Raw genomic sequence first — 25,441 nt, 5'->3', positions numbered from 1 at the left:
TATGCCAAGAAAAACATTTTTTTGTGTAGATGCTCATACTTGTGGGAATCCTGTACGAGTAGTAGCTGGTGGAGGGCCCAATTTAGTTGGCGCTAACATGAGTGAAAAACGTCAACATTTTTTAAAAGAGTACGATTGGATTAGAAAGGGACTCATGTTTGAACCCAGAGGCCATGACATGATGAGTGGAAGTATACTTTATCCGCCGAGCAATCCAGAAAATGATTTTGGAATTTTATTTATAGAAACTTCAGGTTGTTTGCCTATGTGCGGTCATGGAACGATAGGAACTATTACAATTGCAATCGAAGAAGGGCTGGTTGTTCCTAAAGTACCTGGGAAAATAAAGATGGAAGCTCCGGCAGGTTTAGTCCAAATTGAGTACCAACAAACGGGTAAAAAAGTAGATTGGGTTCGTTTAACAAACGTGAAATCGTATTTGGCAGCCGAAGGACTTACTGTAGATTGTCCGGAATTAGGGGAAATTGTTTTTGATGTTGCCTATGGTGGAAATTATTATGCTATCGTAGACCCACAGCAACATTTTTCAGGAGTTCAGGATTTTACTGCTTCTAAAATTGTGCAATACAGTCAGGAGGTTCGAAAAAGAATTAATGAAAAATACCCAAATATGTTTATTCATCCCGAAAATGATACCATTAGGGATGTGACGCATATGCTTTGGACAGGTGATCCTATCGACCCAACTTCTTCTGGCAGAAATGCTGTTTTTTATGGAGATAAAGCTATTGACAGATCTCCTTGCGGAACGGGAACTTCTGCAAGAATAGCGCAGCTTCACGCCAAAGGGAAATTGAAAAAAGGAGAAGATTTTATACATGAAAGTTATATTGGAAGTAAATTTATTGGACGAGTAGAAGAAGAAACTTCTATTGGAGATATTAAGGCTATTGTTCCAAGTATTCAGGGATGGGCAAAAGTGTATGGATACAATAACATCATTATTGATGATGAAGATGATCCTTATGCATTTGGTTTTCAAGTGATTTAATTTTGGTTAATGATTATTAAAAAAAAAAATCATTGGTGTGTTGTAGATGCTTCGTGCCAATGATTTTTAAATTTATAGCATAATGAAAAAAGTAAGTATTATAGGTGGTGGTATAATAGGTTTGTGTTCAGCGTATTATTTGGCCAAAGAAGGTCATGAAGTAGTTGTTTTTGATAAGTCGGATATGACAGATGGTTGTTCTTATGGAAATGCAGGTATGATTGTTCCTTCTCATATTATCCCGTTGGCGCAACCCGGAATGATGGCACAAGGAATAAAATGGATGTTTGACAGTCAAAGTCCCTTTTATGTTCAGCCAAGATTGAACGTAGATTTATTAAAATGGGGATGGCAATTTTATAAAAGCGCGACTCCACAACATGTTGAAAAATCGATGCCAGCTCTTTGTGATTTGTCACTTTTAAGTAAAGAATTATATCAGGATTTGGCTAAAGAAAGTGCATCTTTTTTCTATGAAGAAAAAGGACTTTTAATGCTTTATAAAACCGATAAGACAGCAGAAGAAATTTATCATGAAGGGAAATTGGCAGAAGGATTAGGCTTAGAAGTTGATTTTCTTTCTAAAGAAGAGGTTGCTAAATTAGAAACAGGTACTAAAACTAACGTGATAGGTGGAGTACATTATAAAAGTGATGCGCATTTATATCCTCAAAAATTCATGCAATTCATTAAGGATGAATTGAAACGTTTTGATGTTAAAATATACAGTAATACTTGTGTGAAAGATTTTATTTTTAGAGGAAATACTATAGGAGGTGTCAACACTGATAAAGGAATTTTTACAACAGATGAGGTAGTATTAGCAACAGGTTCCTGGAGTCCTGAATTAGCTAAAAAACTTAATTTATCTATTTCTATTTTACCAGGTAAGGGATATAGTTTTACACTAAAAGATCAAATCCATAAGCCACGTATTCCAGCTATACTATGCGAAGGAAAAGTGGCTGTAACACCAATGAACACTGATATTCGTTTTGGAGGTACTATGGAAATAACCAGTACTAAAGATACCAAGATTAATCAAAACAGACTTAAAGGGATTGTGAATTCAATAAACGAATTTTATCCGGATTTAGATGTTGAAATGCCAAAAGAAAGTGATACCTGGTTTGGATTTAGACCATGTACACCTTCTGGAATGCCTATAATTAAGAGAGATACCCAAACAAAGAATTTAATTATAGCAACGGGACATGCTATGATGGGATTAAGCTTAGCACCTGCAACAGCTAAGATTGTGGCAGAACTGATTGCTGAAAAACCAACTTCAGTTGATGTCTCTATGTTTCAATAGTAAATAATTGATTTTTATTTAATAAAGCGTTGAGTAATTTAAAACCTAATCGACTATGAATAAATTTGTCTTGGTAATTTTCTTTTTTATAAATGCTGTTTTTGGACAGGTTTCCCTTGATTTAAATCGAATAAATTGGTTACCGGAATCGCATTCTTTTTGGGTAAATGAAAAGGGCGGTTTGGTAATTTATAACGCAGATGAATTAGATAAAAAGACAGTTTTTTTAACTAAAGACCAACTCAACGCTATTGGATTTCAAGGAGGGATTGAAGAAATAATTTGGAATGCTACTCAGGATAAAATTTTAATTTATACTAATTCACAAAGAGTTTGGAGAGCAAACACTAAAGGTGATTATTGGTTTATTGATTTGACTACAAAAAAAGGGAGACAAGTAGGTAAAAGTTTAGATAAATCGTCGCTTATGTTTGCTAAATTTTCCAATGATGGTAAGACTATAGCCTATGTTTCAAAACACAATATCTATGCAGAAGATTTGAATTCAGGAGTAATTACTCAATTGACATTTGATGGTGATGACAAAATTATAAATGGAACATTTGACTGGGTTTATGAAGAAGAACTCATGGCAAGAGATGGATTTAGATGGAGCCCGGATGGAAGTCAAATAGCCTTTTGGAGAGTAGATGCTACTGAAACCAAGTTTCATTTGATGATTAACAATACCGATGCGCTATATCCATTTACTATACCGGTTGAATATCCAAAAGCAGGAGAGAAGCCCTCTGCAGTAAAATTGGGAGTAATTACCCTTGCAGATAAAAAAGTAAATTGGTTGAAAATACCAGGTGAAGCGGATAATAATTACTTGCCAAGAATACAATGGCTGAACTCTAATGAGTTAATGGTTGTTCAATTGAATAGAAAACAAAATCAGGTTACGCTTTACAGATGCAACTCAAATTCAGGGGTAGCTAATAAAATTTATCAGGAAAGTTCTAAAGCCTGGATTGATGTTTTTGATAGCTCAGCGGGAAAATATGATGGTTTTCCCTGTACAATTGTTGATAATGGTAAAGCATTTCTTTGGAGTTCAGATGTAGATGGTTGGATGCATATTTATAAAATAAGTATTGACGGCAAAAAGAAAGACTTAGTTACCAAAGTAAATTTTGACACTTATTTTTTGACTTATAATAAAAAAACAAAAAGCATCTATCATTTGTCAAGTCCATCTGATGCCACTCAGCGCTATTTGTATGAAACTAATTTGAATTCTAAAAAAACAAAACGAGTGACTCCTTCAGTTTTTGAAGGAACAAATACCTATAGTTTTTCATCAGATGGAGCTTATGCAGTTCATACAAATTCTAACATCAACAGAAATTGGAATTCACGCCTGCTATCGTTAGTTGAACATAAAAAGATTTTTCCAAAAGAAGCTGATGTTTTTGTAAAACCAATCAGAAATTTTAGTCTTGAAAAGTTTAAAGTTAAAACAATCGATGGAGTGGAGCTGGATGGAATTATGGCTAAACCTCTTGATTTTGATGCAACAAAAAAATATCCGTTGTTTTTTTATGTGTATGGTGAGCCTGCAGCTTCTGTAGCTAATGATGTGCCTTATTTTAATGGGTTTATTTCTAATTTAATTCCTCAAGGTTATATTGGAATTGCTCTTGATAATAGAGGAACTCCAGTGATGAAAGGGACAGAATGGCGCAAGTCTATTTATAAAAATATTGGAATTATTAATACACGTGATCAAGCAATGGCAGCCAAGGAAATTTTGAAATGGAATTTTATTGATACGACTCGTGTGGCTGTTCACGGCTGGAGTGGTGGTGGAGCAGTAACCTTAAACTTATTGTTTCAATATCCTGAAATTTATAAAACAGGGATTTCGGTTGCTGCAGTTACTGATCAGCATTTTTATGATAATATTTATACAGAGCGATATATGAGCTTGCCTTCGGAGAATGAAGAAGCATACGCTAAAGCATCACCAGTTAATCATGCAAAAAATCTCAAAGGAAATTTATTATATATCCATGGAACAGGTGATGATAATGTTCATTATAAAAATGCAGAAGTACTCATCAATGAATTGGTCAAATATGATAAAATGTTTGATTTAATGATTTATCCTAATCGTTCCCATAGCATTAATGAAGGTGTGGGAACGAGAAAACATCTCAATGATACATTTATGAAATACATTATTGAAAATTGCCCTCCGGGAGCAAAATAATTCAATTCGAGTTGTTCCTAGAGTCATAGTCTAAGCATATTTTTTAATTAATTAACCTTATAAAAAAGAAATAAAATGGCAATAAATAATGAGACAGAATTCAAAAAAGAATTAGGATTGCTTGACGGAACAATGTTAGTGGTAGGCTCAATGATTGGATCAGGTATTTTTATTGTTAGTGCCGATATTGCCAGACAAGTTGGTTCAGTAGGTTGGTTGCTTCTTATTTGGCTAATTTCGGGTATAATTACAATGATTGCTGCGGTAAGTTATGGTGAGTTGAGTGCGATGTTTCCAAAGGCTGGCGGTCAATATGTTTATCTAAAAGAAGCTTATAATGAGTTAGTGGCTTTTTTGTACGGATGGAGTTTCTTTTCGGTTATTCAAACCGGAACTATAGCAGCTGTAGGAGTTGCTTTTTCTAAGTTTACTGCTTATATTTTTCCTGTGGTCAGTGACGAAAATATACTTTTTGAGTCGGGAAATTTTAAGTTGAATGCTGCTCAAATTCTTTCGGTAGTAACAGTCGTTTTTCTAACATATTTAAATACGAGAGGTGTTAAGAATAGTAAGTTGTTACAAACGATTCTTACTATAATTAAAATTGCGTCTATTTCAGGACTAATCATTTTTGGATTTTTGCTTGGTGCAAAAGCTGAAGTTTGGAATATGAATTGGGCTAATGCATGGTCACCTCGTTCTTTTGATTTATCAACAGCTAGTTGGTCACCTATCGGAGGAGTTGCACTACTATCAGGAATTTCTGCAGCAATGGTTGGAACTTTGTTTTCAAGTGACTCTTGGACCGGTGTTACTTTTATTGCAGGAGAAATTAAAAATCCAAAACGAAATGTGGGATTGAGTATGTTTTTAGGTACCTTAATTGTGACAATAATTTATGTTTTGACTAATGTAATGTATGTTTCTGTTTTGTCTTTAGATGAATTAGCAACTGCTAAATCTGATAGAATTGCGGTAGTGGCTGCTCAATATATTTTGGGTAATATAGGAACTTTGATTATTGCTATAATGATTATGATTTCAACTTTTGCCTGTAATAACGGATTGATTTTGGCAGGAGCAAGAGTCTATTATACTATGGCAAAAGATGGTTTGTTTTTTAAGAAAGCAGCTGTTTTAAATCATGAAGGTGTGCCGGCTTGGGCACTTTGGGCACAATGTATTTGGGCCTCTGCTTTATGTTTTACGGGCAAATATGGTGATCTACTTGATTTTGTAATCATAATTGTACTTGTTTTTTATATTCTTACAATTTGTGGGATCTTTATTCTTAGGAAAACAAAACCAGAATTAGAAAGGCCTTACAAAGCATTTGCTTATCCTGTATTACCGGCTATTTATGTTCTTGTAGCTTCAGCAGTGTCCATTTCTTTATTATTTACTAAATTTTCTACTTGTGGCTGGGGTGTGCTTATCATGCTACTAGGAATTCCTGTTTATTACTTGGTAAAAAAGGAGGAATAAATTTTTCATTCTTTTTAGCTTTTTATTAATTTCTTTATTTTATTCAGAATATTACATTCTAGTCTTGTAGAAATTAACTTGTTTTTTTTTGTTGATAATTTTTATGGTTAATATAGTCTTGGTTTTAGTTAATATTGACCAAAATCGCTCTATTGAATTTTCATATTTTTATTAAAATTTAAGTTATGAAATCAATTAGCATGAGAGTTTATGTAGTTTTAGCACTTTTTGTAGGTAATATAAATTTTGCTCAAGGCACTTTAAAAGAGTATCAAAAAGCAAATGCAGTAGATTCTTTATTTAAGAATAAAGTTTTTAATTCTCCAAAAGAATTTCATTGGGTAAATAATACTAGTTTTTGGTATGTAAACAATGCTAAGAATGGAAATGAATTTCTCTTGGTTGATGCTAAACAGGAAAAACAAATTCCTGCTTTCAATCAAGAGCGTTTGGCAGCGTCCCTTTCTAAAATCTTAGATAAGAAAATAGTTTCTAAACAACTGCCAATTGATAATTTAGAGTTTGATAAAGATTTCTCTACGCTTGTTTTTACTACTGATTCTTTAAAAATATCTTGTGATTTAAAGAGTTATGAATTAAGCAAAATAAAAGGAGGTTATAAAAAGACACAAAGAAGAAATGCCTATTGGGGAGATCGTTTTGATGAACAAAGTAAGCGAGAAGTTAAATCACCGGATTTGATTAACGTTGCTTTTATAAAAAACTACAATTTATACATAAAAAATATAAATACTCAGTTAGAAACTCAATTGAGTTATGATGGTTCAAAAGGTTTCTATTATTCCTCCTATTTAGAGTGGTCGCCAGATGGTAAAAAAATTATGGCCTATAAAGTAAGGCCAGGTGAAGAGCATAAAATTTATTTTGTTGAATCTAGTCCTAAAGACCAATTTCAACCCAAATTGCAGGATAGAGATTATTTAAAACCGGGCGATCAATTGCCATTTAAAAGTCCGCAATTATTTGATATTACATCTAAAAAGCATTTGGCAATTGCAACGGCGTTGTTTCAGGAACAGTATGAGCTTTCTAATTTTGACTGGAAAGATGATAGTTCTGCTTTTACATTTGAATTCAATCAAAGAGGGCATCAGGTTTACAGGGTTTTAGAAGTAAATGCTGCAGATGGTAAGGTTAAAGTAATAATCGATGAAACAAGCCCAACTTTTGTTAACTATAGTGGAAAAAAATACCGTTACAATTTAAGAAAAGCAAATCAAATAATTTGGGCATCAGAACGTGATGGCTGGAATCATTTGTATTTGATAGATGCCAATACTGGCAAGGTGAAAAATCAAATTACAAAAGGAAATTGGCCATTAAGGGAAGTAATTAAGGTAGATGAGGTAAACCGCCAGATTTATTTCACGGCTAGTGGTTTAGATAATAATCAAGATCCTTATTTGTTACATTATTGCCGTATTGATTTTGATGGTAAAAATTTTAAGCGTTTAACTACTGAAGATGGTAATCATAAAGTGAGTTTTTCTCCAGATTATCAGTTTTATGTGGATCAATATTCAAGTGTAGATAAAGCTCCTGTTACTTTGTTGAAAAATGTTGCAAATTCAAAAGTAAATGTAAAATTACAACAAGCAGATATTACTGATTTGTTAAATGCAGGATGGAGAGCTCCTGAAGTTTTTACTGCAAAAGGGAGAGATGGAAAAACAGACATTTGGGGAATCATTGTGCGTCCTACCACTTTTGATCCCAATCGTATTTATCCAATAATCGAATATATTTATGCAGGACCTCAGGATTCATTTGTACCAAAGAATTTTCAGCCTTATTATTGGTCAATGACAGCCTTAGCTGAATTAGGTTTTATTGTTGTACAAATTGACGGAATGGGAACATCTAATCGTTCTAAAGCATTTCATGATGTGTGTTGGAAGAATTTAAAAGACGGTGGATTTCCGGATAGAAAATTGTGGATGCAAGCAGCAGCTGCTAAATATCCTTATATGAATATTGATAAAGTTGGAATTCATGGCACTTCAGCCGGAGGGCAAAATGCAGGAGCAGCTTTAGTTTTTAATTCTGATTTTTATGACGTAGCTGTTTCTTCTTGTGGTTGTCATGATAATCGAATGGATAAAATGTGGTGGAATGAACAATGGATGGGTTATCCTATAGGACCGGAATACGAAGCTTGTTCTAATACAGCTAATGCTGCTCAAATGGGAGGTAATTTAATGCTGATTTTAGGTGAGCTTGATGACAATGTAGATCCGGCTTCAACAATGCAGTTTGCAAATGCTTTGATAAAAGCAAATAAAAATTTTGAATTAGTTACTATTCCAGGGATGGGGCATTCGGCAGGAGGAGATTACGGTGAACGCAAGCGTAGAGATTATTTTGTACAACATTTGATGGGTGTTACACCTCCCACTTGGGACAAAGTATACAAATGATTTTTTCTAAGGTCTGAAATTGAAAATTTTAGGGTTAGTGAAAAAGTTTAATTTTCAGGAAGGCATCATAATTTCATAATGCAAGCGCTAAATGAATTTCAAAGCAAATTCAATATTTTTTAAAAACAAATATTATCTAAATATGAAAAGTTACAAGTCATTTATTTTTGGGATACTAAGTTTCTGGACATTGGGGACTACTACTTTGTTTGCGCAAAGTGGAGATCAAATTTTAGACGGAATTGGCGAAACAGATTTGATTGCTCGCTATGTTTTTGATGGAGATACTAAAGATTGGTCTAGAAATAACAGGCATGGAAAGATCCAAGGAGCTGGAACAAAATTTGAAAATGATATGCTGTTTGGTAAGGTTTTGTCTTTGTCTTCAAATGGGAAAGCTTATGTAACTCTGCCAGGAGAAGCCTTGATAGGAGAGGAATCTGTAAGCATATCGGGATGGATTTATTTGCGTTCTGGACAAACTGGGCAACTATTTTTTGACTTCGGGAAAACCGCTAAGTCTCGTTTTTTTGTTGCACCAACGGGAACCAAGGAAGTGAATAGTTTTCAAACAGAAATAGCCACTGAATCTGGAAATAATTATAACTCTAAATCGGCAGTACTTGAAGTTGATAAGTGGAATCATGTGGTAGTAGTTATTGCAATTTCAGATAAAACTATGAGTACTTATGTTAATGGTGTACTTGCAAGTGTAACTAAAAATTTGGATTTGGAATTGAAGCAATTGTTTGGCAAAAATTCTACGAATAAAAACAAGCTATACATTGGTAAATCTTTGGTAGATGAAAATAGTTATCTCAACGCTAAATTGCATGATTTTAGAATCTACCGTACTCCTTTGAGCGAAAAGCAAATTAGTATGATTTATAAAAATGCTTCGGGAAAAGGTAACTCAGATGTAAATGAAGAAAAAGGAGTTGTAGATGTACTTCAGGTTTTTTCTAAAACAAATCCTCAGCTTTATAATGAATATTTAGTTAGTGTATCTGATGTCGAGGTGCAAACAGAATTAGGTAACCTTCCGCGAATTCCAAGTTACGTAAAGGGAGTTTATAAAGATGGGGTTTCTGGTCCTGATGTACGTGTGATCTGGCCTTCGCCAAACGACAATAGCGATGTTTTAAAAGCTGGAAATTATACTGTGACAGGACGTATTGCTGGTTCTGATCTTAAACCGAAAGCAATTATAACTGTAGTAAATAGTAAAGAGATTACACCGCCTAACAAGAAGTTAGAGGTGTTTAATTTAGATCAAGTTTCTTTGAATACAGATCTTCATGGTCATAATACAAAGTTTATTGAAAACAGAGATAAATTCATAAACACACTTGTTAAAACTAATCCGGATGATTTTCTCTTTATGTTTCGCAATGCTTTTGGTCAGGAACAACCTGTAGGTGCAAATCCATTAGGAGTATGGGACAGTCAGGAAACAAAGTTAAGAGGACACGCTACTGGACATTATCTTACTGCGATTGCGCAGGCTTATGCAAGTACAGGCTATGATAAAAAATTACAGGCAAATTTTGCTAATAAAATGGAATACATGGTGAATACCTTGTATCAATTAGCCCAAATGTCTGGTCATCCCAAAAAAACGGGAGAATCTTATGTGTCAGATCCAACTGCAGTACCTCCGGCTCAAGGAAAAACAACTTATGATTCTGATTTAAGTGATGAAGGTATTCGCACGGATTATTGGAATTGGGGAGAAGGCTTCATCAGTGCTTATCCGCCGGATCAATTTATCATGCTGGAAAAAGGAGCCAATTATGGAGGTCAAAAAACGCAAATTTGGGCACCTTATTATACCTTACATAAGATTTTGGCAGGATTAATTGATGTTTATGAAGTAAGTGGTAACAAGAAAGCACTAGAAATAGCCAAAGGAATGGGAACCTGGGTTAATCTCCGTTTAAGCAAATTGCCTACTGAGACATTAGTAAGTATGTGGAATAGATACATTGCCGGAGAATTTGGGGGAATGAACGAGGTAATGGCAAGATTGTATAGAATAACTAATGATAAAAAATACCTTGAGGTAGCTCAATTATTTGATAACATTAAATTGTTTTATGGAGATGTACAGCATTCTCATGGTTTAGCTAAAAATGTGGATACTTTCAGGGGGTTGCATGCTAATCAGCATATTCCGCAAATTGTAGGTGCACTCGAAATGTACCGTAATGCGAATGATCCTGCTTATTATCATGTTGCCGATAATTTTTGGTACAAAGTTACTAATGAATACGAATATAGTATAGGAGGTGTAGCAGGAGCTCGTAATCCTGCTAATGCAGAATGTTTTATTGCGCAACCATCTACTATTTATGAAAATGGTTTATCAGCAGGGGGACAAAATGAAACTTGTGCCACTTATAATATGTTGAAACTAACTGGAGATTTGTTTTTATACGATCAACGTGCTGAATTAATGGACTATTATGAACGAGGATTGTACAATCATATTCTTGCGTCTGTAGCCGAAGACAGTCCGGCAAATACGTATCATGTATCCTTGAGAGCCGGTGCTACAAAACAATTCAGTAATGGTGATATGTCAGGTTTTACCTGTTGTAATGGTACAGCCTTAGAAAGCAGTACAAAATTGCAAAATTCAATCTATTTTAAAAGCAAGGATAATAATGCATTGTATGTAAATTTATTTATGCCTTCAACATTGAAATGGAATGAAAAAAAGGTAATTCTAGAGCAAACAACTTCCTTTCCAAATACCGATAAAACATTATTAACCATTAAGGGTAAAGGTAAATTTAATATTAATGTACGTGTACCACACTGGGCAACAAAAGGTTTTTTTGTAAAAATAAATGGAAAAGAAGAAACTGTAAAGGCTCAGCCGGGTAGTTATATTACTCTAAGCCGTAAATGGAATAATGGTGATACTATTGAATTAGGTATGCCATTTGAATTTCATCTGGTGCCTATCATGGATCAGCAAAATATTGCCAGTTTATTTTATGGCCCTGTTTTACTTGCTGCTCAAGAAACAGAACCGAGAAAAGATTGGCGAAAAGTAACTTTTGATGCTAAAGATATTAGTAAATCAATTCAGGGAAATCCTGAAAAATTAGAGTTTACTATTGATGGAGTAATCTTTAAGCCATTTTATAATACTTATGATCGTCATTCGGTTTATCTCGATGTAACTTTAAAATAGTGTTTAGATTATGGAAGTATAAATCTTTAAAATCATTTGTATGAAAAAATCAATTTTAACCTTTATTATATTTTTATTTATGCTTATTCCCACTTTTTCCAGCGAGCTCATAGATGTAGTCAATACGTATAAGGCTGATAAAACCGCATTGCAAAATTTTTATTCTAACAGAGAATCAGAGGAATATTATGTACGGTTTTCAAAGTTATATGAGGATTGGAAAAAAACAATAAAAGAAATTGATTTTAAGAGTCTTTCTCAACAAGGAAAAGTAGATTATTTATTGTTGAAAAACGTTATCAATAAAGACGATTACTTTTTACAAATAGAATACAAATCATTTAAAGAAATTGCTTCGGTAATTGATTTTACAACAGATATTAATGTTTTTATAAAAGAAAGAAGAAGAGGGAAAAAACCTGTATCTGCTGATTTGGCAAAGCAGTTTGGTATTGCTGAAGCTAATATCAATAAAAAAATAGAATTGCTTAAAAATAAACCTTTTAAAGATTGGTTTGAGGCAGAGAAAGCTTCGAAAGCAGTGAACTCATTTGCAAGATCATTAAAAGAAGCTTATGGTTTTTATTATAGTTACGATCCTGAGTTTACCTGGTGGATGGAAAAACCATACCAAAGTTTGTCAGCAAAATTGAAAGAATATAGTAGTTTTTTAAGTACTAATTATTCCAAAACAAGTATCAAAGATGATGGGAGTGGAATTATTGGAAAACCATTAGGAAGAGAAGCTGTTTTGAAAAGTTTTGCTTTTGAATATATTCCTTACACTCCAGAAGAAATGATTCTTGCTGCTCAAAAGCAATTTGAATGGTGCAAACAGGAAATGATTAAGGCTTCGACTGAATTAGGTTACGGAAAAGACTGGAAAGCTGCTTTAGAACATGTAAAACAAACGTATGTTGCAGCTGGGGAACAACCTCAAGCCATAACTGATTTGTACAATCAATCAGTGAAATTTATTGAAGAAAGAGATTTAATTACTTTGCCAGATTTAACTAAAGAGACATGGCAAATGATTATGATGACACCGGAACGTCAAAAAATTAATCCGTTTTTTACAGGTGGCTGGGAAATTAGTATTTCCTATCCAACAGAAGATATGGATCAGTCTGATAAACTGATGAGCATGCGAGGAAATAATCCTAATTTTTCGCGCGCAACTGTACAGCATGAATTGTTGCCGGGGCATAACTTGCAGTTTTTTATGAATAGTCGTAATAAGCCTTACCGAGAACTTTTTGATACGCCTTTTTGGATGGAAGGTTGGGCTTTATATTGGGAAATTGAACTTTGGAACAAACAATTTCCGCAAACACCAGAACAAAAATTAGGGATGTTATTTTGGAGAATTCATCGCTGTGCCCGAATTATATTTTCACTAAAATACCACTTAGGTGAAATGACTCCACAGCAATGTATTGATTTATTGGTTAATGAAGTGGGTCATGAATATGCTAATGCTGAGGCTGAGGTAAGACGTTCTTTTGCAAGCGGAGATGCTCCTTTGTATCAAATGGCGTATATGACGGGTGGTTTACAATTTTATGCATTGAAAAAGGAATTAATAGCTAAAGGTTGGACTGAAAAGCAGTTTCACGATCGTGTTTTAAAAGAGAATATGATGCCTGTAGAAATGCTAAGAATTTTGCTTGAAAATTTAGAAGTTAATGAGGATTATAGATCAACATGGAAATTCTCAACCGATTTTAAATAAAGGACAAAAATGAAAAAAACACGTTTATTAGTCTTGTTTATATGTTGTTACATCGTATCAAATAATTTGCAGGCGCAAGAATATTGGGATAGAATTAAGGCAAAAAAAGCAACGCTTGAAGTAGATAAAGGACTTATTAATTTGACTACTAAATCTTTTGCACTCAAATTGCTTCAGTCTTCTCAAACTGTTGCTGGACTATACCCGCTTTCAGATAAGAGTTTTGATTTTACTCCAGGTGACCGATTAGCTATTAGAGATAAAGATGGCTTGTATCATTTAGGGGATATTAATCTTAGAATTAAAGCTGCTAATGGGAGTTGGGAAAGTTATTCGACAGCTGCTAAACGTACTGCAATTATCCCATTAGAGGTTTCAGGAAATATTATAGCTGCAGCCGATCTTTCGAATACATTACCTGCAAATATTCCGGTAACGATAAAGCGTTTTTATGAAGAGAAAGACGGAAATTTAATTTTACGTTTTGAGATTACTAATAAAACTAATGCTGATTTAGAAATAGGAGCTTTAGGAATTCCTATGGTTTTTAATAATATTTTGGAAGGAAAAACATTAGACGAAACACATGTTCAAAATGTGTTTTATGATCCCTATATTGGTAAAGACGCCGGTTATCTTGAAGTGAAAAGATTAAGTGGTCATGGTCCGGCTTTATTAGTGCTTCCTGATCAAAATATGCCTTTTGAAGCCTACCGTCCTTTATTAGATGATCCTACACCCAGAACGATAGTTTTTGAAGGTTTTCATGAGTGGATGCCGTTAAGTAAGGCTTATGCCGAAAATGAATGGAAAGCAGCGGAACAATGGAATACACCTACTTCTTTGATTTTAAAATCGGGTGCATCTCAAAATTTTTCATTAAAGTTGGTATTGGTTGACGAAATCAAAAATATTCAAACAGCTTTGATTAAAAATGAACGTCCAGTCGCATTAGGAGTTCCAGGTTATGTCTTACCTCAGGATGTAGACGGACATCTTTTTCTAAAATACAATAAGGCGGTTAAGATTTTTAAAGTGGAACCAGAAGGAGCTTTAGTTATAGAAAAGAAATCAAAGGATAAAAAATCTTTTGCAGAATATATTGTTCATGGTAAGAAATGGGGTAGAGCCCGATTGACAGTAGTTTATGAGGATGGTTTGCAACAAACAATTAATTATAAAATAATCAAATCAGAAACGAATGTTATTGCAGATTTTGGTCATTTTTTGACAACTGCTCAATGGTTTGACCAAAAAGATGATCTTTTCCATAGAAATCCTTCCGTGATTTCATATGATTATGAAACAAAAAAACAATTAAGTCAGGATAGCCGTGTATGGGTAGCAGGACTTAGTGATGAAGGAGGGGCCGGTGGTTGGTTAGCTGCTATTATGAAACAATTAGTTCAACCTGATGTCAATGAAATAAAAAAACTGGAACAATTTGTAGATAGTACCCTTTGGGGAAGTATTCAATACAAAGAAGGAAAAAATAAGTTTGGTGTTAAAAAGAGTGTTTTTTACTATGAGCCAAAGTTAATGCCTGAAGGTACTTACAGCAAAGATATTAATTATGGAACTTGGGCAGCATGGAACAAAGAAGCATCAGATGATCCGGGAAGATCTTATAATTACCCACACGTTGCGGCAGCACATTGGGCAATGTACCGTTTGGCACGTTATCATGAAGGTTTGGTAACAAATCATTCTTGGGATTGGTATTTGAAAAATGCTTATGAGACCAGTATTGCTATGACAACGCTAGCTCCTTATTATGCGCAATTTGGTCAAATGGAAGGCACGGTTTTTTTATTGATATTAAAAGATTTGAAAACCGAAGGTTATACTCAAATGGCAAATGATTTAGAGGCTAAAATGAAAAGTAGAGCTGATCATTGGAGAAAATTAAATTATCCGTTTGGTAGTGAAATGCCTTGGGATTCTACAGGTCAGGAAGAAGTTTATATGTGGTCTGATTATTTTGGATATGATGATAAAGCAAAGGTAACATTAGATGCAATCTTGGCTTATATGCCAGTAATGCCGCATTGGGCTTACAATGGTAATGCCCGTAGGTATTGGGATTTTTTATACGGTGGAAAATTATCCAGAGTAGAGCGTCAAATTCATCATTACGGATCGGCTTTGAATGCTATTCCTGTTTTAGAACAATTCAGAAAAACGCCAGATGATTTTCATTTGTTAAAAGTAGGTTATGGTGGATTATTAGGTGGAATTTCAAATATTACAGAAGATGGTTTTGGACCTGCTGCTTTTCATTCCTATCCCGAGACTCTTCGCATTGATTATCACTCGGGAGATTATGGTTCCGGGTTTTTTGGCTATGCAGTAAACACGGCTACTTTTATCACTTATGAAAAAGACTTAGGCTGGCTGGCTTTTGGAGGAAATCTTAAGACCAAAGGCGATGTAGTTGAAGTAGCAATTACAACAGCAGCAAAATCTAAGGTATATATCGCTCCTAGAAAAATGTGGCTAACCTTAGATTCAGGCACATTTGAAAAGGTACGCTATAACACAAAAACTAAAGAAGTTGAAATTACTTTAGATGCTAAAAATGCTTATACACCTTACGCTTATTTAAGAGTAGATCAGGAAGTGAAATTATCTTATGAGAAGACTAGAGATGCTTTCAAAATTCCATTAAAAACTAAAGAGTTTCAAATTAAATTATAATTCAAATGAGACAGATATTGGAATCACATTTTTTTAAAAAAGTTTTTTTTGCCATTTTAAGTATTTTTTTTAGCTTCAATCTGAATGCTCAAAAATTTGATAAATATTTTCCAAAGAAAGACCTTACTACAGTAGGGGTTTATTATTATCCTGAACATTGGGACCCAAGTCAATGGGATCGTGATTTGAAAAAGATAGCTGAAATGGGTTTTGAATTCACTCATTTTGGTGAATTTGCCTGGGCTGAATTAGAGCCACAGGAAGGAGTTTACGATTTTAAATGGTTAGATAAAGCAGTAGAAATAGCTGCAAAATACAATTTGAAAATAGTAATGTGTACTTCAACAGCAACTCCGCCCGTATGGTTAACTCGCAAGCATCCGGATATACTTTGTACTTATGAAGATGGTACAAAAACAGACCACGGTTCCAGACAACACGCATCATTTTCAAGTAATTATTATAGATATTATTCGTTGAAAATGATTGAGCAATTAGCTAAAAAATATGGCAATAATAAAAATATCATCGGTTGGCAAGTTGATAATGAACCTGCTCGTTTTTTGGATTATGGAGCAGATGCGCAACAACGTTTTAGAGATTGGTTAAAAGCCAAATATAAAACGATTGAAACCTTAAATCATGCTTGGGGAAATAGTTTTTGGAGTGGAACCTACAGTACGTTTGATCAAATTAATATTCCATTACACAGAGAATGGGGGATGAATTTACATGCACAATTAGACCATTACCGATTTGCAGATGAGGAAACTGCAACTTTTCTCGATTCTCAGGCAGTTACCATTCGTAAAAATATCACAAAAGATCAGTGGATTACATCTAATTACAGATCCAATTATAATGAAGGATTTGTGGGCATGAGTAAGGAATTAGATTTTGATTGTTACACGCGCTATATTGTTTATGGAGGAAGTTTAGGAATAGGTAAAAATGGATATCGATTAGGTAATTATACTGATGTAGCAATGTCAAATGATTTTTTCCGTCCTACAAAAGGAATGTATGGTTGTATGGAGTTACAACCGGGACAGGTAAACTGGGGAAGTATAAATCCACAGCCATTACCGGGTGCTGTTCGTTTATGGTTATGGCATGTTTTTGCCGGAGGTAGTAAGTTTACTTGTACTTATCGTTTTCGTGCTCCTTTGTATGGATATGAACAATTTCATTATGGTATTGTGGGGACAGATGGCGTTACACCAACTCCGGGAGGTCAAGAATTTGCTCAGTTTATTAAGGAATTGGGTACACTACGTACAAAATATGATGACAAGGCTACCTTGCCTGATTTTTATTTAAAACGTAGAACAGCTATTTTATTCAATGCTGATAATGTTATGGGAATAGAACTCAATAAGCAAACAAGAGAATGGAGTACGTTAGGGCATTTTATGAAATACTATAAGGCAGCAAAATCATTTGGTGCGCCTGTTGATTTTGTTCGTGATACAACTGATTTTTCTAAATATCCGGTTTTGCTTGTGCCTGCTTATCAGATGATTGATCAAAAGATGATTGATAAACTTACTTTGTATGCTAAGAATGGAGGGAATCTAGTGTTAAGTTGTCGTTCAGGAATACAAAACCGTTTGGGGCATTTATGGGAAGCCAAATTTTATGAACCAATGTGGGATTTAATAGGTTCTCAAATAGATTCTTATGATTTACTTATGCCGCAATCTCCAGGAACAGTTAAGTTTAATGAACAGGAATTTGGATGGACAAGTTGGGGAGATTTATTAAAACCTAATAAAGGAACTGATGTTTGGGCAACGTATCAAGGTGATTTCTATGCAGAGACACCAGCGGTTATTTCACGTAAACTTGGTAAAGGAACAGTGACTTATATTGGGCTTGATTCTAAAAATGGGGAACTTGAAAAACAGGTTTTGACTAAGTTGTACAATCAGCAAAATATTCCTATTGAGAATTATCCTGAAGGTGTGGTAGTTGAATATCGTGATGGTTTTGGTATTGCAGTGAATTATACAGATAAAATATTTCATATTGATCTACCATCTAATGCTAAGGTTGTTATTGGGAAAAATGATATAAAAACTGCAGATGTTTTGGTGTGGAAATACTAAATGTTAGGTTAACAATTCGAATAGTTTCAGATTTACAATTTTAAAAGAAACATGAAAAAAATACATCAAATAGCAGATGATTTTATAGAAAAGAATTGCAGTTTTAATGAATTAATTGAGGCACTGAGAGATGGGTTTTCTAATTCAGATATTGTAGTTCCCATGCGTCATCATCATGATTTTTCTAATCCTGAAGAAGATAAAGATTCTACTTTACTGTTAATGCCGGCCTTTAATCCCGGAAAAAACGTAGGTGTCAAAATTGTTACGGTGAGTCCTAATAATGGAAAATTTGATATGCCTGCTATTCAGGGGACGTATATCTATTTGGATGCTCATAAAGGAAATATTAAAGCTATTTTGGATGCAAAATCATTAACTGCTAAAAGGACTGCGGCAACATCAGCATTAGCAAGTAGTTATCTGTCTAGACCTGATTCTAGTTCTATGTTAATGATTGGAACGGGGGCTTTATCAATTAATTTAATTAAAGCTCATGCTAGTGTAAGACCCATAAAACAAGTTTACATTTGGGGAAGAGATAAGAAGAAAGCACAAGATATTGTTGATGCGCTAAAAGATTTTCCGTTTACTTGTAGTGTTATTGAACAAATCGAAGATAAAATTTCTGAAGTTGATATTATTTCTTCAGCGACGTTGTCTCCTACTCCTTTGGTTTTTGGGAAATATCTAAAAGAAGGACAACATCTGGATTTAGTTGGGGCTTACAAAAAAGATACCAGAGAAGCAGATGATGAAGCTGTCATCAAATCAGCTGTGTTTTTAGATACTTATCAAGGCGGATTAAAAGAAAGCGGTGATATCTTAATTCCGCTAACCAATGGTATTCTCTCCAAAGAAAGTATTAAAGCTGATTTGTTTGAGTTGTGTTCTAATACAAAAAAAGGGAGAACTTCGGATACTGAAATAACCTTCTTTAAATCGGTTGGGCATGCCTTAGAAGACTTAGTAGCTGCATCTTATTTTTATCAATTATTTGATCGTGAAGTATAAGATAATTCATTTTTTTTTGAAATTATAAAATAATTAATTGGTGTTAAAATGACTGAAAAAACAATTGGAGTAGGAGGTTCAAATGCTGCTTTTGAGTTAGAAAAAATTACAAATATGACTCAAAATGTTCAGCCCATTCAAATCGATGAATATTTGTCGAGAATCGAAAAGGCAACACATTTAATGAAAGAAAACTCGGTGGAGGTTTTGTATTTGAATGCAGGTACTAATTTATACTACTTCACAGGAACACAATGGAGTCCTTCGGAAAGAATGGTAGGAGCTTTGCTTTTTGAGGATGGGACTTTGAAATACATAGTTCCAAAATTTGAAGAAGGTACTTTTAAAAAATACTGTCAGGTAGCGGCGGATATTTATTGTTGGGAAGAACACGAGTCACCTTTTATGCTGCTTAATGAGTTGTTAGCAAAGAAAAATAAAAGCAGTGCAAACATGGCTATAGATGAGTCTGCGGCTTATTTTTTAGTTGATGGGATTTTAAAAGCAAATCCTTCCTGTAATATTCAAACTGCTCAGCAAATTACAGCAGGATGTCGTATGCAAAAATCAGTAAATGAATTAGCTATTATAAAGCAGGCAAAAGAGATTACAATGGTAGTTCAAAAAGCAGCTGCTAAAATTTTACGACCAGGTATCAGTGTAGATGAAGTTGTTCATTTTATTAATGAAGCACATAAAAAAGCAGGTGTAACCTCGGGTTCTTATTTTTGTATTGTTTTGTTTTCAGATGATACTCAATATCCACATGGAGTAGCGGTTCCTCAAACTTTAAAAGAAAATGATGCTGTGATAGTGGATACCGGTTGTCGTTTAGAAGGTTATCTTTCGGATATCACAAGATCTTATGTTTACGGTACTCCTTCTGACGAATATAAAGAAATTTGGAACTTAGAAAAAGCCACTCAATTAGCCGCTTTTAAAGCAGCAACAATTGGTGTTACTTGTGGTTCAGTTGATGATGCTGCCCGAAAAACTTTAGCAAATGCAGGTTTGAGTGCTGATTATAGTTTACCGGGTTTACCGCACCGTGTAGGCCATGGGACAGGTTTAGATATTCACGAATATCCTTATTTGGTTAGAGGAAGTGAGATTCAACTTTTAGAAGGAATGGTTGTTAGTAATGAACCAATGATTTGTATTCCAGGGAAATTTGGAATCAGACACGAAGATCATTTTTATATGACAGAAAATGGACCTCAGTGGTTTACAATACCTATGGAGAGTGTTGGAAATCCTTTTGGTTATTAAAAAGTTAAAGAGGAGAATTGAATATTAGTTTTCTTTTAAATTTGTAGTAGTTTGTTTATTGAAACTTTAAGAAAAGGATTAACAAGGGGTAATTATTTTTGGTTTATAAAAATAAACACTATATTTGCAGAGTTATTTATTAAAATCTAGATAATGAGGGGACTAAATGTCCCCTCTTTTTATAAAAAAATATGACATTTAAAGAAAAAGTAAGTTCGTTATTGCAGGAGGTTCTTGAGGAGAGATCTTCACTTTTTTTAATTGACTTAACTATTACTGATGCATTTAAAGTGATGATTACTTTGGATGATGATAATGGAGTGGTTTTGCAGGATTGTATTGATATAAGTCGTGCAATAGAAAGTAAATTAGACAGAGAAGAACAGGATTATTCTCTTGAAGTAGCTTCAGTAGGTGTAGGTTCGCCATTAAAATTAACGCGACAATATATAAAAAATATTGGCAGAACTTTGATAGTGACTACAAATACTGAAAAAATTGAAGCTGAATTAGTTGATGCTAATGAAGATTTCATAATTTTGTCTTGGAAAGCAAGAGAGCCTAAGAAAGTAGGCAAAGGAAAAGAAACAGTACAGAAAGAACAACAGATACCTTATACAGATATTAAAGAGGCCGTTGTTACAGTAACATTTTAATTTAAAGAATTCGCATGGAAAATTTAGCATTAATCGATTCATTTTCAGAGTTTAAAGATGATAAACTTATTGATCGTGTAACGCTTATGGCAATTTTAGAAGATGTATTTAGAAATGCATTGAAGAAAAAATACGGTTCAGATGATAATTTCGATATCATTATCAATCCTGATAAGGGAGATATGGAGATTTGGAGAAGAAGAGTAATCGTTGCCGATGAAGATTTGGATTTCGAAAATGAAGAGATTACTTTAACAGAAGCTAGAAAAATTGAAGCGGATTTTGAAATTGGTGAGGAAGTTTCAGAGGAAGTGAAATTGATTGATTTAGGAAGAAGAGCTATCTTGGCTTTGCGTCAAAATTTAATTTCAAAAATTCATGAACACGATAACACTAATCTTTATAAGCAATTTAAAGATTTAATCGGTGATATTTACACTGCCGAAGTGCATCACGTAAGACCAAGAGTGGTAATTCTTGTGGATGATGAAGGAAATGAAATTGTTTTGCCAAAAGAAAAACAAATTCCATCTGACTTTTTCCGTAAAGGAGATAATGTTCGTGGAATTATTGAAAGCGTTGAATTAAAAGGGAATAAACCTCAAATTATCATGTCAAGAACTTCTGAGAAATTCTTGGAAAAATTATTTGAACAGGAAATTCCGGAAGTGTTTGACGGTTTAATTACCATTAAAAAAGTAGTGAGAATTCCAGGTGAAAAAGCAAAAGTAGCTGTGGATTCTTATGATGACAGAATTGATCCTGTTGGAGCATGTGTGGGAATGAAAGGTTCTCGTATCCACGGTATCGTTCGTGAATTAGGAAATGAAAATATCGATGTTATTAATTATACTAATAATATCCAATTGTTTATAACAAGAGCATTAAGTCCGGCTAAAGTATCTTCAATCAAAATTGATGAAGAGACTAAAAGAGCAGATGTGTTCTTGAAATTAGAAGAAGTTTCTAAAGCTATCGGTAGAGGAGGTCACAACATTAAATTGGCAGGTTTGTTAACCGGTTATGAATTAGATGTTATCAGAGAAGGAGATGTTGAAGGTACTACTGCTGATGAAGACGATGTTGAATTAACAGAGTTCTCAGATGAAATCGATGAGTGGATTATTGAAGAATTTGCAAAAATTGGATTGGATACAGCAAAAAGTATCTTGAAACATGATGTAGAGGATTTAGTTAGAAGAACAGATTTAGAAGAAGAAACAATTCTTGATGTAATGAAAATTTTGAAGGAAGAGTTTGATAGCTAGGTCTATGCTTCTAACAACACAACGGAATAGGTAATAATAAAAAGTTTATATGTCTGAAGAGAGAGTAATAAGAATAAACAAAGTTTTAAGGGAATTGAATATTTCTTTAGAAAGAGCTGTGGATTATCTTAAGGATAAAGGGATTGCTATTGAGTCAAATCCAAACACAAAAATTTCTAATGAGGTATACGATGTCTTGTGCGGTCAGTTTGCGGGTGACAGAGGGAAAAAAGAAGCTTCAAAAGAAGTAAGTGAAGAGAAGAGAAAAGAAAAAGAGGCTTTACGTATTGAGCGTGATAGAGAAGCAGAAGATAAACGTAAGCAGGAAGAAGAATTACATAGACAACAACAGGAAGTTATTAAGGCTAGAGCTGTAATTTCAGGACCTGTTCAAGTTGGAAAAATTGATTTGAATCCTTCTAAGCCAGCAACTCCTCCGGTAGCTGAAGAAAAAGTAAATGTTGCTAAGCCTGAAGTTGTTGAAGAAAAACCGATTGCAAAAAGCACTCCTGAGAAATCAGAATCAGACAAAAAAGAAGAAAAACCTATAGTTGAAGTTAGTAAACCTGTTGTTGAAAAAACAGAGGAGAAGAAAGAAGTTAAGCAAGTGGAGAAAGCTCCTGTTGTAGAACCTCAGGCTAAAGAAGTTGTAAAAACGGAAGAAGCACCTGTTGAAGAAGCAATCGCTACTCAATATCAAAAACTTTCAGGAGCTAAATTAACAGGACAAACTATTGATTTATCTCAATTTGATAAACCAAAGAAGAAAAAAGAAGATCCTAAAAATGCGGCTAATAAGCCAGGTGTGCCTGGTGCACAGGGAGCTAATGCTAATAAAAATAAGCGTAAAAGAATAGCTCCAAAACCAGGGACTCCAAATGCTCCTAATACTGCTAATGCGCCAAGAACTCCTGGTGCGCCAAATCCTAATAAGATTACACCTAATGCAACTGGTGGCGGATTTAATGCTAATAGAGATAACAGAGGTGCAAGACCAGGATTTGTAAAAGGAAATCGTCCTGCTATTGTGGCTAAAGTTGAGCCAACAGAAGAGGAAGTTAAAAATCAAATTAGAGAAACTTTAGAAAAGCTTCAAGGTAAAAAAGGAGGAAAATCTAAAGCGGCTAAATATAGAAGAGATAAAAGAGATACGCACCGTCAAAAATCAGACGATGAACAAAGAGCTTTAGATGAAGAAAGTAAGATTCTTAAAGTTACCGAGTTTGTTACTGTAGGTGAAATTGCTATCATGATGGATGTGCCTATTACTAAAGTAATCGGAACATGTATGTCTTTAGGTATCATGGTTACTATGAACCAACGTTTGGATGCGGAAACATTGACAATTGTGGCAGACGAATTTGGTTATGATGTTGAGTTTATTACTGTTGATATCGAAGAAGCTATCGAAGTAATCGAAGATAAAGAAGAAGACTTAGTAAACAGAGCGCCAATTGTAACCGTAATGGGTCACGTTGACCACGGTAAAACTTCCTTGCTGGATTACATTCGTAAAGAAAATGTAATTGCAGGTGAGTCCGGAGGTATTACGCAGCACATTGGGGCATATGGGGTAAAATTAGAGAATGGTCAAAAAATTGCATTCTTAGATACACCAGGTCACGAGGCGTTTACCGCGATGCGTGCGCGTGGAGCACAATTGACGGATATTGTAATTATTGTGATCGCTGCCGATGATGATATCATGCCACAAACTAAAGAGGCTATTTCTCATGCTCAGGCTGCAGGTGTACCAATTATTTTTGCTATCAACAAAATTGATAAGCCAAATGCGAACCCGGATAAGATTAAAGAAAGACTAGCCGGTATGAACTTATTAATTGAGGAGTGGGGTGGTAAGATTCAATCTCACGATATTTCAGCAAAAACAGGTCTTGGAGTAAAAGATCTTTTGGAAAAAGTATTATTAGAGGCAGAAATTTTAGATTTAAAATCCAATCCAAATAAATTAGCTCAAGGAGCAGTTGTTGAAGCTTTCTTAGATAAAGGTAAAGGGTATGTGTCTACCATCATGGTACAACACGGAACTTTAAGAATTGGAGATTATCTGTTAGCAGGTAAGCACCATGGTAAAGTAAAAGCGATGCACGATGAACGTGGTCATGTGATTACTGAAGCAGGTCCTTCAACTCCGGTATCTATTTTAGGTTTAGACGGAGCACCTACAGCTGGTGATAAGTTTAGTGTATTTGAAGATGAAAAAGAGGCAAAACAAATTGCTGCTAAACGTTCTCAATTAATGCGTGAGCAATCAGTACGTACGCAACGTCATATTACGCTTGATGAAATTGGTCGTCGTATTGCTCTTGGTCAGTTTAAAGAATTGAACGTAATCCTTAAAGGAGACGTAGATGGATCTGTTGAGGCATTATCAGATTCCTTCTCTAAATTGTCAACTGAAGAGATTCAAATTAATATCATTCATAAAGGTGTTGGAGCAATTACTGAAACCGACGTTATGTTGGCTTCTGCTTCTGATGCTATCATTATCGGATTTAACGTTCGTCCTGCCGGAAATGCAAGACAGTTGGCTGATAAAGAAGAAATCGATATCCGTTATTATTCTATTATCTATGCTGCTATCGATGACTTGAAAGATGCAATGGAAGGAATGCTTGCACCGGAAATGAAAGAGGAAGTGTTAGGAAACGCATCCATCAGAGAGTTGTTCAAAATTTCTAAAGTGGGAACTATTGCCGGATGTATGGTTACTGATGGTAAGATTACCCGTCAGGCGAAAATTAGAATTATCCGTGATGGAGTAGTAGTTCACGAAGGTGAATTGGTAGCCTTGAAACGTTTCAAAGACGATGTGAAAGAAGTAACCAAAGGTTACGATTGTGGTATTCAAATTAAAGGATACAATGATATCGAAATTGATGATGTTATTGAAGCCTTCCACGAAGTAGCAATCAAGAAAAAATTGAAATAAGAATTCGTTTATAATTTTATAAGAAAATCCCGATTCGTCGGGATTTTTTGTATTTTAGAGTTTTGTGAGAAGCGATT

The 25,441-nt window shown here is 34.4% G+C and carries 14 protein-coding genes; all 14 read left to right on the top strand.

The window, feature by feature from the left end:
• Position 1 precedes the first annotated feature (1 nt).
• The 14 genes from AAEO59_RS00780 to infB all read left to right on the top strand — a co-directional run bounded on the left by AAEO59_RS00780 (position 2) and on the right by infB (position 25,364).
• Positions 2-1,012: a 4-hydroxyproline epimerase gene (locus AAEO59_RS00780; protein WP_341698858.1), complete on the top strand. Its 1,011-nt coding sequence runs from the start codon at positions 2-4 to the stop codon at positions 1,010-1,012.
• A gap of 82 nt (positions 1,013-1,094) precedes the next feature.
• Positions 1,095-2,327, top strand: coding sequence for an NAD(P)/FAD-dependent oxidoreductase (locus tag AAEO59_RS00775; RefSeq protein ID WP_341698857.1), 1,233 nt, complete (start codon positions 1,095-1,097; stop codon positions 2,325-2,327).
• A 55-nt stretch (positions 2,328-2,382) separates the two neighbouring features.
• Positions 2,383-4,542, top strand: a complete 2,160-nt coding sequence (locus AAEO59_RS00770) for a S9 family peptidase (protein ID WP_341698856.1) — start codon at positions 2,383-2,385, stop codon at positions 4,540-4,542.
• A 75-nt stretch (positions 4,543-4,617) separates the two neighbouring features.
• The gene (locus AAEO59_RS00765) at positions 4,618-6,027 is read left to right on the top strand and encodes an APC family permease (protein ID WP_341698855.1); all 1,410 of its coding nucleotides are present in this window, start codon (positions 4,618-4,620) and stop codon (positions 6,025-6,027) included.
• Between the two features lie 185 nt (positions 6,028-6,212).
• On the top strand, positions 6,213-8,465 hold the full coding sequence (locus tag AAEO59_RS00760; RefSeq protein WP_341698854.1) for a S9 family peptidase: 2,253 nt from the start codon (positions 6,213-6,215) through the stop codon (positions 8,463-8,465).
• A 142-nt stretch (positions 8,466-8,607) separates the two neighbouring features.
• Positions 8,608-11,667: a beta-L-arabinofuranosidase domain-containing protein gene (locus tag AAEO59_RS00755; RefSeq protein WP_341698853.1), complete on the top strand. Its 3,060-nt coding sequence runs from the start codon at positions 8,608-8,610 to the stop codon at positions 11,665-11,667.
• 40 nt (positions 11,668-11,707) lie between these two features.
• Positions 11,708-13,399: a DUF885 family protein gene (locus AAEO59_RS00750; RefSeq protein WP_341698852.1), complete on the top strand. Its 1,692-nt coding sequence runs from the start codon at positions 11,708-11,710 to the stop codon at positions 13,397-13,399.
• A gap of 9 nt (positions 13,400-13,408) precedes the next feature.
• Positions 13,409-16,096 carry a DUF5695 domain-containing protein gene (locus AAEO59_RS00745; protein ID WP_341698851.1) on the top strand — a complete coding sequence of 896 codons (2,688 nt, stop codon included), beginning with the start codon at positions 13,409-13,411 and terminating at the stop codon, positions 16,094-16,096.
• Positions 16,097-16,101: 5 nt separating this feature from the next.
• Positions 16,102-18,204 carry a beta-galactosidase gene (locus AAEO59_RS00740; protein ID WP_341698850.1) on the top strand — a complete coding sequence of 701 codons (2,103 nt, stop codon included), beginning with the start codon at positions 16,102-16,104 and terminating at the stop codon, positions 18,202-18,204.
• 51 nt (positions 18,205-18,255) lie between these two features.
• Positions 18,256-19,218 (top strand): bifunctional Delta(1)-pyrroline-2-carboxylate/Delta(1)-piperideine-2-carboxylate reductase, encoded by a 963-nt coding sequence (gene lhpI, locus AAEO59_RS00735; RefSeq protein ID WP_341698849.1) that lies wholly within the window; start codon positions 18,256-18,258, stop codon positions 19,216-19,218.
• Between the two features lie 48 nt (positions 19,219-19,266).
• A complete protein-coding gene (locus AAEO59_RS00730; RefSeq protein ID WP_341698848.1) occupies positions 19,267-20,487 on the top strand; it encodes a M24 family metallopeptidase in 1,221 nt (406 codons plus the stop codon).
• Positions 20,488-20,678: 191 nt separating this feature from the next.
• Positions 20,679-21,143, top strand: coding sequence for a ribosome assembly cofactor RimP (gene rimP, locus AAEO59_RS00725; protein WP_341698847.1), 465 nt, complete (start codon positions 20,679-20,681; stop codon positions 21,141-21,143).
• A gap of 14 nt (positions 21,144-21,157) precedes the next feature.
• Positions 21,158-22,411, top strand: coding sequence for a transcription termination factor NusA (nusA, locus tag AAEO59_RS00720; RefSeq protein ID WP_026712642.1), 1,254 nt, complete (start codon positions 21,158-21,160; stop codon positions 22,409-22,411).
• A 49-nt stretch (positions 22,412-22,460) separates the two neighbouring features.
• Complete coding sequence (gene infB / locus AAEO59_RS00715; protein WP_341698846.1) at positions 22,461-25,364, top strand: translation initiation factor IF-2; 2,904 nt, start codon at positions 22,461-22,463, stop codon at positions 25,362-25,364.
• The last annotated feature ends 77 nt before the right edge of the window (positions 25,365-25,441 follow it).

This window comes from Flavobacterium flavipallidum, from assembly GCF_038289905.1.
Lineage (GTDB): Bacteria > Bacteroidota > Bacteroidia > Flavobacteriales > Flavobacteriaceae > Flavobacterium > Flavobacterium flavipallidum.
Note: the sequence above shows the minus strand (reverse complement) of the source record. Positions and strands in the feature narration are given on the sequence as shown.

Bases quoted from the DNA above. Each gene is read 5' to 3' on its own strand.
- AAEO59_RS00775 (WP_341698857.1), top strand. From the start codon at position 1,095: ATGAAAAAAGTAAGTATTATAGGTGGTGGTATAATAGGTTTGTGTTCA.
- nusA (WP_026712642.1), top strand. From the start codon at position 21,158: ATGGAAAATTTAGCATTAATCGATTCATTTTCAGAGTTTAAAGATGAT.
- rimP (WP_341698847.1), top strand. From the start codon at position 20,679: ATGACATTTAAAGAAAAAGTAAGTTCGTTATTGCAGGAGGTTCTTGAG.
- AAEO59_RS00730 (WP_341698848.1), top strand. From the start codon at position 19,267: ATGACTGAAAAAACAATTGGAGTAGGAGGTTCAAATGCTGCTTTTGAG.
- infB (WP_341698846.1), top strand. From the start codon at position 22,461: ATGTCTGAAGAGAGAGTAATAAGAATAAACAAAGTTTTAAGGGAATTG.
- AAEO59_RS00740 (WP_341698850.1), top strand. From the start codon at position 16,102: ATGAGACAGATATTGGAATCACATTTTTTTAAAAAAGTTTTTTTTGCC.
- lhpI (WP_341698849.1), top strand. From the start codon at position 18,256: ATGAAAAAAATACATCAAATAGCAGATGATTTTATAGAAAAGAATTGC.
- AAEO59_RS00755 (WP_341698853.1), top strand. From the start codon at position 8,608: ATGAAAAGTTACAAGTCATTTATTTTTGGGATACTAAGTTTCTGGACA.
- AAEO59_RS00765 (WP_341698855.1), top strand. From the start codon at position 4,618: ATGGCAATAAATAATGAGACAGAATTCAAAAAAGAATTAGGATTGCTT.
- AAEO59_RS00770 (WP_341698856.1), top strand. From the start codon at position 2,383: ATGAATAAATTTGTCTTGGTAATTTTCTTTTTTATAAATGCTGTTTTT.
- AAEO59_RS00745 (WP_341698851.1), top strand. From the start codon at position 13,409: ATGAAAAAAACACGTTTATTAGTCTTGTTTATATGTTGTTACATCGTA.
- AAEO59_RS00760 (WP_341698854.1), top strand. From the start codon at position 6,213: ATGAAATCAATTAGCATGAGAGTTTATGTAGTTTTAGCACTTTTTGTA.
- AAEO59_RS00780 (WP_341698858.1), top strand. From the start codon at position 2: ATGCCAAGAAAAACATTTTTTTGTGTAGATGCTCATACTTGTGGGAAT.
- AAEO59_RS00750 (WP_341698852.1), top strand. From the start codon at position 11,708: ATGAAAAAATCAATTTTAACCTTTATTATATTTTTATTTATGCTTATT.